General features: G+C 44.3%; 14 protein-coding genes. 3 read left to right on the top strand and 11 right to left on the bottom strand.

The window, feature by feature from the left end:
- Window positions 1-321: CHAT domain-containing protein (locus RIG66_RS31235; RefSeq protein ID WP_446383637.1), on the top strand; the 321-nt coding region annotated here is incomplete at its 5' end.
- 230 nt (window positions 322-551) lie between these two features.
- On the opposite strand, the gene RIG66_RS31230 is transcribed toward RIG66_RS31235, so the two are convergent.
- Window positions 552-1,571 carry a histone deacetylase gene (locus tag RIG66_RS31230; RefSeq protein WP_446383635.1) on the bottom strand — a complete coding sequence of 340 codons (1,020 nt, stop codon included), beginning with the start codon at window positions 1,569-1,571 and terminating at the stop codon, window positions 552-554.
- A gap of 155 nt (window positions 1,572-1,726) precedes the next feature.
- On the bottom strand, window positions 1,727-4,309 hold the full coding sequence (locus RIG66_RS31225; protein ID WP_446383633.1) for a sensor histidine kinase: 2,583 nt from the start codon (window positions 4,307-4,309) through the stop codon (window positions 1,727-1,729).
- A 262-nt stretch (window positions 4,310-4,571) separates the two neighbouring features.
- On the opposite strand from RIG66_RS31225, the gene RIG66_RS31220 reads away from it, so the two are divergent.
- Complete coding sequence (locus RIG66_RS31220; protein WP_446383631.1) at window positions 4,572-5,252, top strand: response regulator transcription factor; 681 nt, start codon at window positions 4,572-4,574, stop codon at window positions 5,250-5,252.
- A gap of 144 nt (window positions 5,253-5,396) precedes the next feature.
- On the opposite strand, the gene vapC is transcribed toward RIG66_RS31220, so the two are convergent.
- From vapC to RIG66_RS31180, 8 genes are all read right to left on the bottom strand, one after another.
- Window positions 5,397-5,813 carry a type II toxin-antitoxin system tRNA(fMet)-specific endonuclease VapC gene (gene vapC / locus RIG66_RS31215; RefSeq protein WP_446383629.1) on the bottom strand — a complete coding sequence of 139 codons (417 nt, stop codon included), beginning with the start codon at window positions 5,811-5,813 and terminating at the stop codon, window positions 5,397-5,399.
- Window positions 5,803-6,123, bottom strand: a complete 321-nt coding sequence (locus RIG66_RS31210; protein WP_446383627.1) for a hypothetical protein — start codon at window positions 6,121-6,123, stop codon at window positions 5,803-5,805. The genes vapC and RIG66_RS31210 overlap by 11 nt, the downstream gene beginning before the upstream one ends.
- A 324-nt stretch (window positions 6,124-6,447) precedes the next feature.
- Window positions 6,448-8,274 (bottom strand): type I restriction-modification system subunit M, encoded by a 1,827-nt coding sequence (locus RIG66_RS31205; RefSeq protein ID WP_446383625.1) that lies wholly within the window; start codon window positions 8,272-8,274, stop codon window positions 6,448-6,450.
- 119 nt (window positions 8,275-8,393) lie between these two features.
- Window positions 8,394-10,736, bottom strand: coding sequence for a hypothetical protein (locus tag RIG66_RS31200; RefSeq protein ID WP_446383623.1), 2,343 nt, complete (start codon window positions 10,734-10,736; stop codon window positions 8,394-8,396).
- 54 nt (window positions 10,737-10,790) lie between these two features.
- Entirely contained in the window at window positions 10,791-12,104 is a 1,314-nt protein-coding gene (locus tag RIG66_RS31195) for an APC family permease (RefSeq protein ID WP_446383621.1), read from the bottom strand.
- 119 nt (window positions 12,105-12,223) lie between these two features.
- Window positions 12,224-13,795 (bottom strand): WD40 repeat domain-containing protein, encoded by a 1,572-nt coding sequence (locus RIG66_RS31190; protein ID WP_446383619.1) that lies wholly within the window; start codon window positions 13,793-13,795, stop codon window positions 12,224-12,226.
- 24 nt (window positions 13,796-13,819) lie between these two features.
- Window positions 13,820-14,149, bottom strand: coding sequence for a hypothetical protein (locus tag RIG66_RS31185; RefSeq protein ID WP_446383617.1), 330 nt, complete (start codon window positions 14,147-14,149; stop codon window positions 13,820-13,822).
- 39 nt (window positions 14,150-14,188) lie between these two features.
- Window positions 14,189-14,869, bottom strand: coding sequence for an HAD family hydrolase (locus RIG66_RS31180; protein ID WP_446383615.1), 681 nt, complete (start codon window positions 14,867-14,869; stop codon window positions 14,189-14,191).
- 73 nt (window positions 14,870-14,942) lie between these two features.
- Here RIG66_RS31180 and RIG66_RS31175 point away from each other — a divergent pair, with 73 nt between their 5' ends.
- A complete protein-coding gene (locus tag RIG66_RS31175; protein ID WP_446383639.1) occupies window positions 14,943-15,806 on the top strand; it encodes a DUF4351 domain-containing protein in 864 nt (287 codons plus the stop codon).
- 14 nt (window positions 15,807-15,820) lie between these two features.
- Here RIG66_RS31175 and RIG66_RS31170 read toward each other — a convergent pair.
- A partial coding sequence (locus RIG66_RS31170) for a hypothetical protein (protein ID WP_446383613.1) occupies window positions 15,821-16,009 on the bottom strand: 189 nt, incomplete at its 5' end.

Here is a 16,009-nt window from a genome sequence, read left to right as displayed (position 1 = left end):
GCGGAGTTAGGGTTTGCTGGATTAGCGGTGCAAGCGGGTGCTAAGTCAGCGCTGTCAAGTTTGTGGTACGTCAGTGATGAAGGGACTTCTGGGTTGATGACGGAGTTTTATCGGAAGTTGCAAACCGCTCCGATTAAAGCTGAAGCCTTACGACAAGCACAGCTTGCTATGCTGAATGGTGATGTGCGTTTGGAAGGGGGACAATTACGAGGAAGTGGACAACCTGTTCCTTTACCGCCAGCATTAGAAAGTCAAGGAGATAAGTCTCTCTCCCATCCCTATTATTGGGCAGCATTTACTATGATTGGAAGTCCTTGGTAAGTAGCAAGGAAAAATCCAAGTTAACGGTGAAGAGCGTCATTTGTCATTTGTCCTTTGTAAGGGTTTGAGGAATATTGACAAACCTTAGTACAGTATCCTTTTCTTTTGTCCGATTACTGACCAATATTGCAACCGCCAAGACTGTTAAAACACATCGGATTCGTAGAGACGTTTCGGTGGAACGTCTCCAGAGAGTGTGTTTGTCCTAATCGATGTGTCTACTGCTATAGCTACCTATAAGTTGCTAAAGTCTTGACATGAGCAACAGCCGCTGCAACTGTGACGGGTAATCGGTAGCCACCTCCATGAGCAGAGAGTACTGGACACCTATATCTCTTGGCAGCATCTAATACAATTTCAGTCAGTTTGCAGAAATCAGCATTTGTCCAACCTGTTGAACATTTACCACAATCATCCCGATGTGAGTCATAACCCGAAAAAATAGTAATCAAGTCCGGTTGCCACGGCAGGCAATCTAGAGATTGCTGAAAAATGTCGATGCTCTCATGTCCATCGTAAAACTTACCCGTTAGTCCCAGTTCCTCTACAATATCAACGGGAAACGATGTATTTAAAATAGGAATATTACAGTGTCCAACAGCTTTAGCTGCCGTAGTTGTCCCATATTTTAAGTCTGAGGCTTTAGCCATATAAAGGTCTACAGCACTGTGAATGCTAATGCAATAAATGCTGGGATCATGGCTAAAAATTGACTGAGTGCCATCTCCATGATGAATATCCCAGTCAATCATCAAAATTTTCTCAAATCCTTGCATCTGAGCGTATCGTGCTGCCGCAGCTAGAGGATTTAAAAGACAATAACCGTGTCCCCAATTACTGTAAGCATGATGTCCGACCATACTGAAACAATAGGCACGTTTCAGGTTTCCTTTTTTCATCTGATCAATTGCTTCCATCATGCCTCCTAAACCATAGAGATATCCAGGTAAACCGTACTCCAAGCCTTCGCATTCAATACTCAATTCTGGTAGGGCGGCACTTACCTCATCTAGTGGTCTTTCAAGAGCTTGTAATCCAAGTTTTCGGAGATACTCAGGAGTATGAACATTAAGATAATTGCTCCTCTGAGCTTTTCTTAATGGAAGTGCAGGATATTCGGCAAGAGCTTGGGCAAGAGCCTGTCGAACTTGATTGTAGTAGGGAAAAGAATACCCCATGAAAGAAATTGATTCAATTGGCTTGGACGTACAGAATGTTTGTGGGTGTAGATAGGTAGCAAAATAATTCATTTCCCTAAATCAAGCACTAAGTAGTTGGACAAAATTAAAGTTAACGGTTGAGATTAGGAAGGATCAGAGAACAGTAAAGAGTTGAGAATTGTTAAGGTTTCTTAGTACAGCAGATAGAATTTATGTCCAGTACTTAGTCTCAACTTCAGTATAAGTCATGCCGATGGCAATGGTATCGTGATTGTCATCGTTGTACCGACTCCTACTTCACTATTGACTGAAATCGTACCTCCTTGTATGTCTAGACATTTCTTGACAACCGCTAATCCTAATCCGGTGCCGGGAATGTTGCCAATGTTCGTACCGCGATGAAATATACCAAACAATTTTTCTTGATCCTCTACAGGAATCCCAATGCCTGAGTCTTTAATTTGAAACGTTGCTGTGGATTGACTACAGGTCAATATTAAATCTATTTGACTACATTTCTGGGAATATTTAATTGCATTAGACAGTAAGTTGATTAAAATAGAACGCAATAACTTTTCATCTAAGTAAACAATAGAAGGTTTATGTTGTTTAACAAAAATAATTGAAGAATTTGCTCCCGCATTCACCTGCATCTCTTCCACTAAATTCCAACAAAATTCTTCTAAGTCAAGTGGGTGAGGGGTAAACTCTAGTTTCCCAGTTTCCGCTCGGCTGATTGTTAAGATATCGCCCAAAAGCTGAGTCATGGTTTTAGCTGTTGTCTCAATGCGGTCAATATTACGACAAATTTTATTATCTGAGCCTTCTGGATAGTAATATTTCAATAATTGAACACTGGCTAAAATAGTACTCAATGGGGTGCGAAATTCATGAGATGCCATAGCAAAGAAATTAAGCTGGAGTTGTCTTAGTTCCTGCTCTTGTGCCAGTGCCAGACGCATTGATTCTGCCTGCTTGTGTTCTGTAATATCTTGAGCAGTACCGAGAATTTGCTGGGGTAAACCATCAGCCGTGCGAGTGAACACCATCTCGCGACTATACAGCCACCGCCATCCCCCGGATTTATGTTGGATGCGATACTCTGTCTCAATAATTTCTCCCTCTTTAGCGGTGGCAAATCGTTTAATGGCAGTGGTACATTTAGATTGATCATCGGGGTGAATCAGATTTTGCGGAAATGTCGGTGCCATTGCTTGAATTTCTTCCGGGGAGTAGCCGATAATTTGAGTAATCCGTTGATTGCTGTAGATATTGCGCTTTTCAATTAAATCATAAAGATACAAAGCGGTTGGCATCGCGTGAGCAATGCGTTGAATAAACCGTTCACTTTCCCGAAGTGCTTGTTCCCGAATCCTAATTTCGGTAATGTTGGTGGCGGCACAGGTAATGCCAACCACTTCTTCGGCATGGTTTCGTAAGGGTTCTACGGTTAAATCGTAGTACCGGACTTTGCCGTCTACGATAATCGATATCTCTTGGCGCTCACTTACTCCTGTGGTCAAGACACGATGTTTAATCGGCATTAGCTTTTGGGCATTTTCCGGTGCAAACATTTCTAATTCTGATTTTCCAATTAGTGCGTCGGTATTAATCCGACTCGCCGGATTATAGACCCAGGTGTAACGTAAATTTGTGTCTTGATTAAATACGGTGATAGGTGAGTTATGCAGCGCAACCCGAAAGCGTTCTTCACTAATTCTTAATGCGGCTTCTGCTTCCCGGCGTTCATGGATTTGAGTCTGGAGATCAGCGTTCGTCTGCATCAGTTCCGCCGTCCGTTCTTGAACTCGGATTTCTAGTTCATCGCGAGCTTGACGCAGTTGGGCTTCAATGGATTGGCGCTCAATTAATTCCGTCTGAAGCTGTTGATAGAGTTGGGCTTGGTGAATGGCGATGGTAACTTGGATGGCTAATTGATACAGTAAGTCAATTTCTAAGGAGTGCCATTGTCTGGGTTGAGAACAGTGATGAGCAATCAGCAGTCCCCAAAGCTTTTCTTGTTGCAGAATGGGTACGACGAGTTTAGATTTGACACCTAACTGCTGGAGGAATTCCACTAAGCAGGGCGTTACTCCATCGGTTTCTGGATTGACTATGGTGCGAATCCGTCCTTGACAGTACAATTGATGCATCTGTTCGGGAAACACTTCCGCCGGAAACGTTTGTCCCAGAATGGGTGCGGTATCCGGAGTGACAGATTCGGCTACGGTACTTCCTGTACCGTCAGACCAAATCCGATAGACTAAGACTCGATCAACGCCAAGAAATTCTCGGACTTCGGTGACTGTGGTTTCGAGAATGGTGTCCAGATCCAGGGTTTGGCGGATGCGTTGAGCGCTACTGAGGATGAGTTGCTCTCGTTGCGCCATTTGTTCTAGAGTTGTTTCAGACAGAGGGCGATCGCGACTTAACTCTAACTCGGCTTTGAACCTAGAATGCTGCTTCAGGATCAACCCGCCTAGCACCATAAGTAGGGCGATGCTGAGACTATCCCCCAGAATCAGACTCAATTGGGTTCTCTGGATCTGAGTGACTACAGCCCCTAACTGTTCTTGTAACAACAGTTGTGCTTGCGTTGGGATCTGCTTCAAAAGCCATGGCTGGTATTGAGCGATCGCAGAGGCGCTGTTGAGCTGAGACAATAAATCTTGCAGAGAATCCTCTAACTTGTCACTATAGTCCATCCATCGGGAAGCTTCCATCAGTTGAGTTAGGTGGCTATAGGACGTGACACTAGCCCCGATAAAGATAAATAATGCCAGACAATAACCACCGATAATAACTTTGATACCGATAGATTTTGGCATTTGAGTTCTCCTCCGAAATAACAGCAGCTAGTGCATCGCGGCTTCAACTAAGCGGTTTCCCCATTTAGATTAGGATACCTAAAATCCTTCCAGGGAACAGGGAATTATTTACATAGAATAGGGGCAAACGCTTGATATTTTTTACAATTCTTAACTCGGTTAAGCCAATTGATGTCTAGGTCATTCGCTCTCTGTTCTCTTGAGCAAGTTTATTTTGAGGCGACCTCGTGATAAATTCATATAAGGGAATAGTATGTTTTAAGTGAGAATTCTTCTAGTCGAAGATGATATTTATTTGGCTGAAGCTTTGGCTGAAGCCCTGGCGATACAACGGTATGCCGTTGATACGGTTTCCGATGGAGAGGCGGCTTGGGTGCAAGTGAATACCCTCGATTACGACCTAATTTTGCTCGATATGATGTTGCCGAAATTGGATGGGATTCATTTGTGCAAACGCTTGCGTTCCAATGGTTATCAGATGCCAGTTTTGATGATTACGGCTCGCGATACCAGTACGGATAAAGTCATCGGTTTGGACGCAGGCGCTGATGACTATATGGTTAAGCCTCTGGATATTCCAGAGTTACTGGCGAGAATTCGAGCGCTACTGCGACGAGGGCAAACGGTTTCCCCCCCTATTTTAGAGTGGGGACAATTGCGTTTAGATCCAGGGACTTATGAAGTCTGCTACGGCGATCAAACTTTACGCTTGACTCCCAAAGAATATGGTCTTTTAGAATTGCTCATTTGTAATGGGCGGCAAATCATGAGTCGGAGTGCCATTATTGAGCATGTTTGGTCTATCGATAATCCTCCGAAAGAAGATACGATTAAGGTTCATGTCAAAAGCCTGCGCTCCAAACTTCGAGCCGTAGGCGCTCCGGAAGATTTAATTGAAACGGTACATGGTTTAGGTTATCGTCTCAAATCTCTTTCTGAATAACTGCTTAGGAGTCGCTTTCACAAATCTTTATTACAAGAAAATCCAAAAATCTTTTCCAGAGTTCTCAAGTATTTATTCTCAGCCATGGCGATTAAAATCGCGGCTACACAAACAAAGTCCGCTCATCTGAAATGATTAAAGCCATTAATTTTCCTCCCAATCCTCAATCTTTAAACCCTTAATCCGTTCAAATTCTCTAACATTATGTGTTACTAAAATTAAGCCATTTGCTAACGCAATAGAAGCAATTTGTAAATCATTAAAACCAATCGGAGTCCCCGCTTTTGCCAACTCCGACCTAATCCTTCCGTAAACCTCCGCACAGTTATCATCAAAAGGCAGAGAGCTAAACTGATTCAAAAAAGACCGTTGTAAATTCAGAGACTTCTGAGGATTATTACTCTTCATTGAACCATAGAATAACTCAGCCTTAACCACAGAACACACCGCAATCTTGTTGGGACTAACCTTGTCAAAACGGCTGTTTACCTGTAAGGACTTTCCTTTAAGATACACAATACAAACATTAGTATCTAACAAATAAACAAGGTCACGACTCATCAAAAACCCCTTCTAAATCATCATCTAGCCTATTATCTACCCCTAAATCATCAACATCGAAATCATCCTCCGCACAGCAACCATATAAATTAAGTAACCCCGAACTATGAAGCATATTATTTTGCTTTAAAAACTCATTTAAATCCCCTTTAGATGCAAAGGTTCCCAACTCCTGAAACTCTGCAAAATCAATTAACCCTTCCCTAAACGCTTTCAACACCAATTGACGGAGAATTTCTTGCGGTAAATCCCCCCATTTATTTTGTACCTTTGCCGTTAACTTATCCGGTAAATTAATCGTTACCTGCATAATGTTAGTCTCCCTTTGATTCTTTTAGCTGATTCATTACACAACCATCCGTGTCAACTTAAGCTCAACCCCTCTCCCAAGCCAGCCCTCACCCCCAGCCCCTCTCCCAAGCTTGGGAGAGGGGAGCAAGAGGGGAGTAAGAGAATCATGTTCCCCTTCTCCCGTGCAAAAAAAGCGAAGCATCCGCTGTCATCCCCCCTCTTGTAGGGGGGAACGAGGGAGGTGGAGAAGGGGTTAGGGGATGAGGGGGAAATGTCGAGGAGTAGATAGACACAACTTAAAACCTTACCAGCACTGGTTTTCTACCTTAAATCACCACCAATGTTACACAACCTCCCCCAACATCGCCATAATATCCGCCTCTAAAGACTTAATATCCTCCTCAATCGCCGCCAAGGGGCGAGGAGGCTGATACACATAGAAATGCCGATTCAAGGGAATCTCATACCCCACCTTCGTTTTATCAAAATCAATCCACGCATCAGTGACATGAGGTAAAACCACCGCCTCCAGATACGCCAAACAATGCACTTTTACTAATTTATTTAACCCATCCAAACCCGTTTTCCTATCATACTCCAACGGTAAAGGTAAAGGGATATCCTCCGGTAAAGGCACAATCTCCGTATCCCGTAAACTGGTATCCGGTTCAACGTTTCCCTTGCTATCCTGACAGATTTCCGCTTCTGGGTCAGTTTCCCCCAATGCTGCTAAAATCGCTTTTTTTACTGGACTTTTTAGCTTTAATCCGGCTTGTTTTAAGACCTTTTCCATGTCCTTAACAAACCCCTCACGGGACAAATAAACTTTATTCCCATCCAGACAATACAGTGCAGCAATGATCTCCTTTTGTAAATCTTGCCCCATCTCAATTTCAAGCTGCTTCGCCTTCTCGTCTTTGCGCTTCTTACTGGTTGCCAAATTCTGAAATGCTGTTTGTTCCCACAATCGCGCCAAGCGTTCCTCACTGACTTGGAAATTCAGCCGTGCATCCCCAGTAAATAAAGGTGAACCATTAAACACAATAGCAATGCGTGACCCATCTCCCTTCGCCTCCGGTGCAGGGTACATCTTAGAAATCATGTGCTGGAGAAACAACAGCGACCCATCATTAATCCGGGGTAAACCTGCGCCAAAGTGACCCTTAAACCCCAGGGTTTGATATTCAGACTCGATGAAATCTTTCTCTGGTTTCCACTCCACCCCAAAGGGAGGATTAGCAAACATATAGTGAAACTGTTTATCACTATGACCATCGTGGGGGACAAAGTTATTACTCTTTTGCTTGGCGTCTTTGAGTCCTAATGTGTCCCCATAAACCAGATTGTTAATCGGTTCATCTTTAATCAGCAGGTCAGAACAGCAAATGGCGTAGGATTCGGGGTTATATTCTTGCCCAAATAATGCCAAATTTGCGTCCGGGTTTTGCCGTTTAATATATTCCTCGGCTACCGAAAGCATTCCGCCGGTTCCCGCCGTGGGGTCATACACGGTACGGTAAATCCCTTTTTTAAAGACAACCTCTTCCTCACAGAAAACCAAATTCACCATCAGGCGAATCACTTCACGGGGGGTAAAATGGTCTCCGGCTTCTTCGTTAGCTTGTTCGTTAAACTTCCTCACCAATTCCTCGAACAAATACCCCATTTGCAAGTTCGACAGATGCGCCGGAGACAAATCTACATCCGGACTCGCGATCGCCTGCATCACTTCATAGAGGCGATTGGCTTCATCGAGTTTCTGAATCTGCTTATCAAAGTCAAACTTATCGAAGATGTCCCGCGCCAGGGGAGAAAAGCCATTAATATAGGCGCGGAGGTTATCGGCTAATCCTTCCGAGTCCCCCAAAAGCTTCTTAAAGGTAAACTCGCTGAGGTTATATAAAGGCTGTTTGCGATTCTCCCCGATCGCAACTTTCGCGATCGCCTTCTCAAACGCCTCCCCCGTCAAGACTTTCTCATACTTAGTCTTGGCGGCTAGAACGGCTTCCTTAGTGGGTTCTAGGACAGAATCAAGACGACGCAGCACAATCATCGGTAACATCACCTGACGATATTGAGGAGGGCGGTAGGGACCTCGAAGCTTATCGGCGATACTCCAGATCAAGCCGACTAACTCTTGATGATTGGCGGTTTGTACGGTGGTCGTCATAGAGGGGTAATAATCTTAGTTATGTTTTATTGTGCCAAGGGGCAAAGGTGCGTTACGCTACGCTAACACACCCTACATATAGAGCCTTTGCGTCAGTCCTAAAGGTGATCAATCTGCCTTTACTCAAAACGTTTACGCTGATCTGACCAACGCTTAAGCCTATACTTATTCTCACCCGCCAAAACTAACGCCGCCGTTCCGCCATCCCCCAAATCCGCGATCGCAGTCAGTGATGTATTCCCATGGGTGGAAAATTCACTGTAGAGTAACGCCCCCTTCTCCGAAAATATTAATGTCCGGGGTTTATACTCCTGCGTGTTCGTGTCTGGGCGTTTGATATTTAGGGTTTGATTGGTACTCGATAGATCCTCATACAGGGTTAAAACGGCTTCCGGTTCATCATTCCCAGTCAAATCCAGAGGCTGTACTAACCAATGTCCAATCTCTTGCAGCATCATCGCCATCGTGGGTTCGACTTCAGGCGATCGCTTGCCACTTTTAACCAATTCCTGCCACAGTGTTGGTAATATTGCCGCGACCCATTGCGGTTGCAGTTGGTTTAAATCCGATAAGCTAATTGAACCCGGTTCTAGCCAGCGCAGCGCGGTTTGAGAATATGCCATAGGACGACTATTTTCTCTATTGGGTAAGGCTTGTCCGGTGGCTAAAAGCTTGATTACACCCTCTTGATAGGACACCCCTTGAACCGTCGCGACGATTGTCTCCTGGCGTCCCTCCGCTGACCAGACGGCGATTTGCAGGTATGGATCAGTGTCTAAACCCATATATTGCCAAAGACGCTGAGTTGCACCAACTGTGGACAATTGTAAATTGGTAAATGGTGTTTGACGCCAGCGTTGACCATCATTAAAGGCGGCGACTTCTACCTGATACCAAACCTCTTGGGGGGCTTTTTGGAATCCTGAAGCTGGGGCGGTTAAAGTGACGGGAAATGTTGCTGCACTATTTCCCACTTCCGGTTGTCGCCACTCTTCAGGCTTGACAGTTTCTACCAATTGTGCTGTCCCGACAATTTGACTTAAATGAGGGATGATGGCTGGAACCTCTGCTAATGCAGTATCCAGATAATCCAAGTAGGCATAAATTTGGGCATTATTGTTAGGTTGAGGCTGATCGGATTCTGATTCAGAGGGTGGAAGTTGCTGCAACCAAGAGACGGCTTCCGCCCGCCCTTCTTGGGCGGCGAGAATTAAAGCCCCCCAAGTTTTTACGGTGCGATCATTAGGACTAATATTGAGGGCAGCTTCTACCCGTCGCCATAATCTCTCTGTATCCGTTTTGAGTAAATTAGCAATGTCTTGGGCGGAACCATTAACGGCGGCGGTTTGAAATACCTGTAAGCCATCTGTCCAGCGTCCATCAATCAGATAGGCGAGAACTTGTTGTCCTTGACTTGCCCAAGTTTGGTTGGCTTGGGCTTCAGTAAATTGGGCATGAAGTCGAATCACGTCTAGTTGTGCTTGGACTGTCGCCGACTCCGTGTTTTTCTGTTCTTGTTGCAATCGTCGATATGCCCACGACCATAACCCATTCCGGGCTAACATTAAGGAATTACGATAGGTGGGACTATCATCAGCCCGGGTATTTAGTGAAATTTCGGTTAATTGAATTGGATTGAGGAGAAACTGGCGGGGTTGAACCTGGTATACCTGGAATTTCGGTTCTAATCCTACTGTTTGATCAAGCACTAATTCTGGGGTGGATTCCCCAGTGACTTGTTGCCAATAGGGGGGTTTATCGGTGGGACTTTGCCAGTCCAGCATAACACTCAGGTGCATTTGTTCGGGGTTGTAATGGAGGATTTGTCCATAAGTTTTCGGGGATTCATCGGTGAGACGAACTCCCCAGAGGTTAAACCAAAATCCTGTGGCGGGTGCCTGATTTTCTAAACGGTTAAATCGAGTAAAAGCTAAGGAACGAGATGCACTCCCAGTAATCGCGTCGGTGGAGGAGAGGACAAAATATTCTTCCGGTTCATTGATCGCAAGCTGAGTGACCAATTGGTAAGCGAGTTCGGCTTGCTGAAATTCGATGGGTTGATAGAGTCTCAGTTCAACAATTTTTTGGCAATTGATTTGACAGTTCGGCTTAGATTTTAAGATGGGTAATAGAATAGGGGTTTCTCGATAGGGTTGTCCTGTATTCAGGGATACAAGTTCTCCCGCGATTAACTCATTTTGGCGCAACTCGTCGCGTATGGTTGCCAGGGTTTGAGGCGGTGAAGCATCAGCGATAGGAATACGTGTCCATCCGGGTAAAATGCGATTCAGCCAGATCGCCGCATTGGGATCAATCATTAGGCGAATCCCTAACCATATCCCCCCAGTAACGATCGCACCTGTGGCGATTAATGCGGCGATCGTACCTAATGCAACCAAACAGCCGTTGGCTGATGATTTTTTCCGGATTCGTCTGCGGCGTCTCTTTGTGACTCCGGACAATCGTTTCCCCTTTTCACCTACTGACACCTTATCGCCGATCATCGCTGCACTGAATTAGTGATTTCGTGAACCTAAAGCCAATGGCAATACTATCGTTTTCCAGACTAATCCGGCTACAATTAATCCCAGACCAATCAACCAAATTTGTGGTTCCACCCAAAAGGCTAAGACGAGACACCCGGCTAATCCTACCCCAGCGATCCATTTGGGATACAGTCGTTCTTGGGTAGATAGCCGTAGGGCAGACAGGTTGGTAAGGGCATAATAAACCAAAACGGTAAACGCGCTAAATGACCAAGTTATTTTGACATTACCAATCAGAACCAACGCCGCGATCGCAACTCCAATACAAATCACTGATATATAGGGTGTGGTTCCCGCAGCATTCAGACGCGCTACAATTCTGGGCATATCCCGACGACGCCCCATAGCAAATAGTACGCGAGATAATCCCAATATCAGGTTTAGCAATACGCCTACCATCGCCGTCATTGCACCCAGGGCGAGGAATGGGGGAACAAGGGGAATCCCAAATTGACGAGAAGCGACTTCCAGAGGGGCGGCGTTTGATTGGGTGGCGGCGCTAAGGGTATCCACACCCACAGAACCCACACCCACGGCGGCGATTGCCATATATAGGATCATGGTGACAATCATCGTCAAAATAATCGCGATCGGGATAGTGCGTCGCGGGTGATGCACCTCTTCTCCCAATGTGGCAATCCGACCATAGCCAGTATAAGCGACAAACATTAAAGCACTACCATGAAGCAAAGACGCGATCGCACTTTTATCTGAGGTGTCGGTGGGGAAAAAGGGGGTAAAATTCTCAGGGGTAATGTGAGGTAAACCCGTGATGATAAAGATCATCAGCGAGAGTAGGGTAACGGAAACGATAATTAGGTTAGTTAGGTTAGAACGGCGAATTCCCCCTAAGACAATTAGCGTCAAAATAACTACTGTAACCAGCGCCATGGGAACTAACCATTGAGTCGCATCCAGACGCAACGCATTTAACAAATAACCCGCAAAGCCCAAAGCCGCCGTCGCCGCTGATGCTGTTTTCGCCAAGAGGAACATCCAACCCGCCGTAAAGCCCAGCCACGGCGTAAGATAGCGATACCCATATTCATAAGTTCCCCCACTAACCGAATGATTTGCCGCAAGTTGGGCGCTACTCAACCCATTACAGGCGGCGAGTAAGGCTGCGATCGCAACAGCTAAGATTACCGATGTTCCAGCGACTCCGGCAGCGATACCAATACTGACAAATACCCCGGTTCCCACCATCGAACCCAGTCCGACTAAGATAGCACCCCGGAGATCCAATTCTCGTTTCAGCGAGGGTGGCGCTTTAGATTCTGGCATACAGATACTCCCCTGAGTCATCATTATGCCGCTTATCGTACTCTGAAGAGATTAAAATTATATTATTTCAGCTTTTCTGGTGGGAATGTAGTCATGAAAGGATTTCCCGTGAGAATTGTTCAACCTCGCTGCCAAATTTCTACTGTGCCATCACCATTACCACTAGCTAACATCTGACCGTTTGGACTGAACGCAATTGAGTAAATTCCCTCTTGATCTGAATGTCCAGTCAGGGTATCAAGTAGTTCTCCGGTTTTCGTATACCACAGTTTTATAGTATTGTCTTCGCCCGCGCTGGCAACAATTTTTCCGTCTGGACTAATGGCAATACATCTAACCATACTGGAGTTTTCATCGAGTGTGTGTAGTAGCTGCCCAGTCTTCAAATCCCAAATCTTGACTGATTCACAACTACTACTTACTAGAATGTAATCATCTGAGCTAATAGCTACTGATTCGACAGGATTAGAATGCCCAGATAGACTACGAATTAGTTCCCCAGTATTTATATCCCAAATTTTGATGGTTTTGTCATAACTACCGCTAGCAATAGTTTTACTATCTGAACTAATAGCGATAGAGTTTACTGCCTTAGTATGCTTTTTTAAGTTATGTATCAATTCTTTTTTTCTTAGATCATAAACTTTAACTGTGCAGTCCTGACCACCACTAGCAAGTATGCATTTTGTACTAATAACGACTGAATAAACGTCGCCTTTATGTTCAACAAACAAATCATGTAGTTCTTGCTTTTCTAGTTGAAAAAATTGAATGGCGTTAGTTTGCTTATAAGAAGCCCAACCACCGATAAAAATGCTTTTTCCAGTAGGACTGAAAGCAATAGAATAAATATCCGTCTCACGTCCATTATTTATAGGACGCTTAAACTCGTAGCGAATTTTATGCGACTTGATGTCCCAAATTTTACTGGTCTTTTCCCCACCAGTAGCAACGGTTTGATTGTCCGGACTAAAACTTACACAACATACTTTATTCCTATGCCCAATTAGAGTTGGCAAACATTTCCAAACTTGAGTTTTTAATCGGTTAATAGTAATAACATCTGAACCCAAAATTTGTAATTGCTCCAAATAACTTCGCAATCCTCCCGTATAAAGCAAGTTTTTTATCCCTAACTTAATCGGTTTATGATTATTGATTTTAAGATTATCTGTTGGCATGAAACCAGCAAGAATTAGGTTATACTCCCTTTGGGCTTCGCTGACCTCTTCTTGTATCAAAACACAAACCAAAACAGCATTTTTTTCTATTTCTTCTGAACTAATTGACCATCGAACTCTATTGACATCACCTTGCCTTAATTTAACCTGAATGCCGATATCTGGACTAGAAGTCAAAGTAAAATCAACTTTACCATCACCACCAAATCGTTTTTCATAATCAACTTCATTAACCAGGTCTACAATACGATATTTAACAACTTCTTCAGCCAGTTTACCCTTCAAGTTGTTAAGAAAAACCTGCTGAACAGGAGAATTACGTTTATACTTTTCCGCCATATAGCAACAAAACTTTCTTAGCTGTGTCAGTCTCTCACCGGAGATAACCGTTAACTCGCTGTGCTGTCCTTCTATATCACAATGCAGCAGATGTCCAGATTTCAGCCGTTGAGATTTCAGCCGTTGAATAAAATCAATTTGTTGCGATTCCAGTAAAGTCATCCAGTCCATGATCCGTTGGCAGGTAATTATTTTCTAACTATTGTCTCTCGGTTCCAGTAGCTTTATCCTATTCTGGTCATCAAACTTTTCCTTGTTATCAATAGTTTCTAAAGTCGCTTCCTGTTCCTTTAACGACTCAATATTGTTGCTCAACTCCACTGTGTTTCTATATACTCGATTGAACGATAACCAAACTACGGTAGTAGTGAAACTGGCTCCTATAATCACCGCTAATGGTAAAATAACACCACTGTCAGTCATCGAAACTAATGGAATGCAAATCCCTAGCATTCCCGTGGCAAATCCCCAGATAATCGCAGTGGCGGCAAGTTTAAAGCCGGCTCCTTGTGTTTGACGTATCATAAGTTAACTCAAGTTATCAGACAATCACTATCTCGTCTATCACAATGCGATAGTGTTCATCTCCCGCCCAAAACAATGCAATAAATCTTCCAGCTTGGGGTCAGTCAAATCATTAACCACCAACTCCGCCCCCGCCGCAATTAACGCCTGTGGTTCATGCGTCGTCGCCACACCAATCGTTAAAAGTCCCGCACCGACGGCGGAACGAACGCCAGTTAAGGAATCTTCAAACGCCACGGCTGAAACCGGAGATACACCCAATAATTCTAACCCTACCTGATAAGGCATGGGATCAGGTTTACCCTTGTCCAGTTCCTCCGCTAAAACAACGGTGGTAAAGTGCTTGTCTAAACCGAGAACTTGCAACATGAATTGGGCATTATCTTTCGGTGCATTTGTCACCACCGCCTGCTTCAGTTGCTTTTGATTTGCCCAATCTAACACGTCTAGCAATCCGCCTAACGGTTTCAATTGTTTGGCGGCACGTCTCCGATATTCTGCTTCTTTATAATCCCCTAACTCTTTTCCTGCTTCTAGAGACAGATGAGGTAATAAATCCTTGACAATCGCCGCATTGAGACGACCGCTAAAATGAGTTTGGTAGAAGGCGTGATCAAACTCTAAGCCATACTCGCGCAAGATATCTTGCCACGTCTGAAAATGGATAGGGTCAGTATCCGCTAAGGTGCCGTCTAAATCAAATAATAATGCCTGAAGCATAATCGGTGGAATAGTAGCTGTTGCACCCTAGTCTACCGCTTTGTAACGAAATATGACAAGAACGATTAGTGATATGATTCAATCTCAACTCGCACTACCCAAGGTATCCTATACGGTTGAATGGAAAAAGTTGCCTGATGATTTTCAATTACCCGATGAACCTGTGGAGAATATTTATCATCCCTTACTCGCATCAGCACTGCGAGAGATTCTAGAAATCGCTGGCTTTATCACCGCCTCCATGCTATTCGCCTCCAATTTTGCTATCTGTGCCACAGTGGACGGAAAAATAGTGGTCAAAGCACCAGACTGGTTTTATGTTCCCAATGTGTTACCTATCGCGCCAGAAGTTACTCGTCGCAGTTATACCCCTCATGCAGAGGGAGATATTCCAGCCATTGTTATGGAGTTTATTTCTGAGACTGAACAGGGAGAATACTCAGCGAAATCGACTTATCCCTATGGAAAATGGTATTTTTATGAGCGGATTTTGCAAGTCCCAATTTATGTTATTTTTAACCCCAATGATGGCACATTAGAAGTCCATGATTTAGTAGCCGGACATTATGAACTGCGACAACCCGATGCCAATGGACGCTACTGGATTGCCACAATGGGTTTATATTTGGGAGTTTGGTACGGAACTAAGGCGGAAATAACCTGCTATTGGTTACGGTGGTGGGACGAATCAGGAACTCTTTTACCTTGGGGAGTTGAGCGAGTGGAACAGAGTTTACAGGAAGGAGTACAACGGGGAAGAATGCAGGAAAAGTTAGCTATGATTAACCGTTTATTGATTCGCCGAATTGGTGAAATTACTCCGGATGTGCAATCCCGAATTAATGGTTTATCGGCGACAGCTTTTGATGAATTAAGTGAGGCTTTATTAGATTTTACCGATATGACGGATTTAGTCAATTGGATTGAGCAGTATTAATTCATATCAAATATTCATCCCAAATCCACCTTTATAGCAGTACCAAGACAGGTTAGGACATTTTTTTCTGTTCCCTGTTCCCTGTTCCCTGTTCCCTGTTCCCTGTTCCCTGTTCCCTGTTCCCTGTTCCCTGTTCCCTGTTCCCTGTTCCCTGTTCCCTGTTCCCTGTTCCCTGTTCCCTGTTCCCTGTTCCCTGTTCCCTG

It is taken from the genome of Coleofasciculus sp. E2-BRE-01 (assembly GCF_040221695.1).
Classification (GTDB): Bacteria; Cyanobacteriota; Cyanobacteriia; order Cyanobacteriales; family Coleofasciculaceae; genus Coleofasciculus.
The sequence above is the reverse complement of the archived record's forward strand: the minus strand, read 5'-3'. Positions and strand labels throughout refer to the sequence as shown.

Excerpts from the sequence above, each read along its gene's own strand:
- RIG66_RS31230 (WP_446383635.1), bottom strand. The coding sequence starts at position 1,571 with ATGAATTATTTTGCTACCTATCTACACCCACAAACATTCTGTACGTCC.
- RIG66_RS31225 (WP_446383633.1), bottom strand. The coding sequence starts at position 4,309 with ATGCCAAAATCTATCGGTATCAAAGTTATTATCGGTGGTTATTGTCTG.
- vapC (WP_446383629.1), bottom strand. The coding sequence starts at position 5,813 with ATGAGTCGTGACCTTGTTTATTTGTTAGATACTAATGTTTGTATTGTG.
- RIG66_RS31210 (WP_446383627.1), bottom strand. The coding sequence starts at position 6,123 with ATGCAGGTAACGATTAATTTACCGGATAAGTTAACGGCAAAGGTACAA.
- RIG66_RS31205 (WP_446383625.1), bottom strand. The coding sequence starts at position 8,274 with ATGACGACCACCGTACAAACCGCCAATCATCAAGAGTTAGTCGGCTTG.
- RIG66_RS31195 (WP_446383621.1), bottom strand. The coding sequence starts at position 12,104 with ATGCCAGAATCTAAAGCGCCACCCTCGCTGAAACGAGAATTGGATCTC.
- RIG66_RS31190 (WP_446383619.1), bottom strand. The coding sequence starts at position 13,795 with ATGGACTGGATGACTTTACTGGAATCGCAACAAATTGATTTTATTCAA.
- RIG66_RS31185 (WP_446383617.1), bottom strand. The coding sequence starts at position 14,149 with ATGATACGTCAAACACAAGGAGCCGGCTTTAAACTTGCCGCCACTGCG.
- RIG66_RS31180 (WP_446383615.1), bottom strand. The coding sequence starts at position 14,869 with ATGCTTCAGGCATTATTATTTGATTTAGACGGCACCTTAGCGGATACT.
- RIG66_RS31175 (WP_446383639.1), top strand. The coding sequence starts at position 14,943 with ATGATTCAATCTCAACTCGCACTACCCAAGGTATCCTATACGGTTGAA.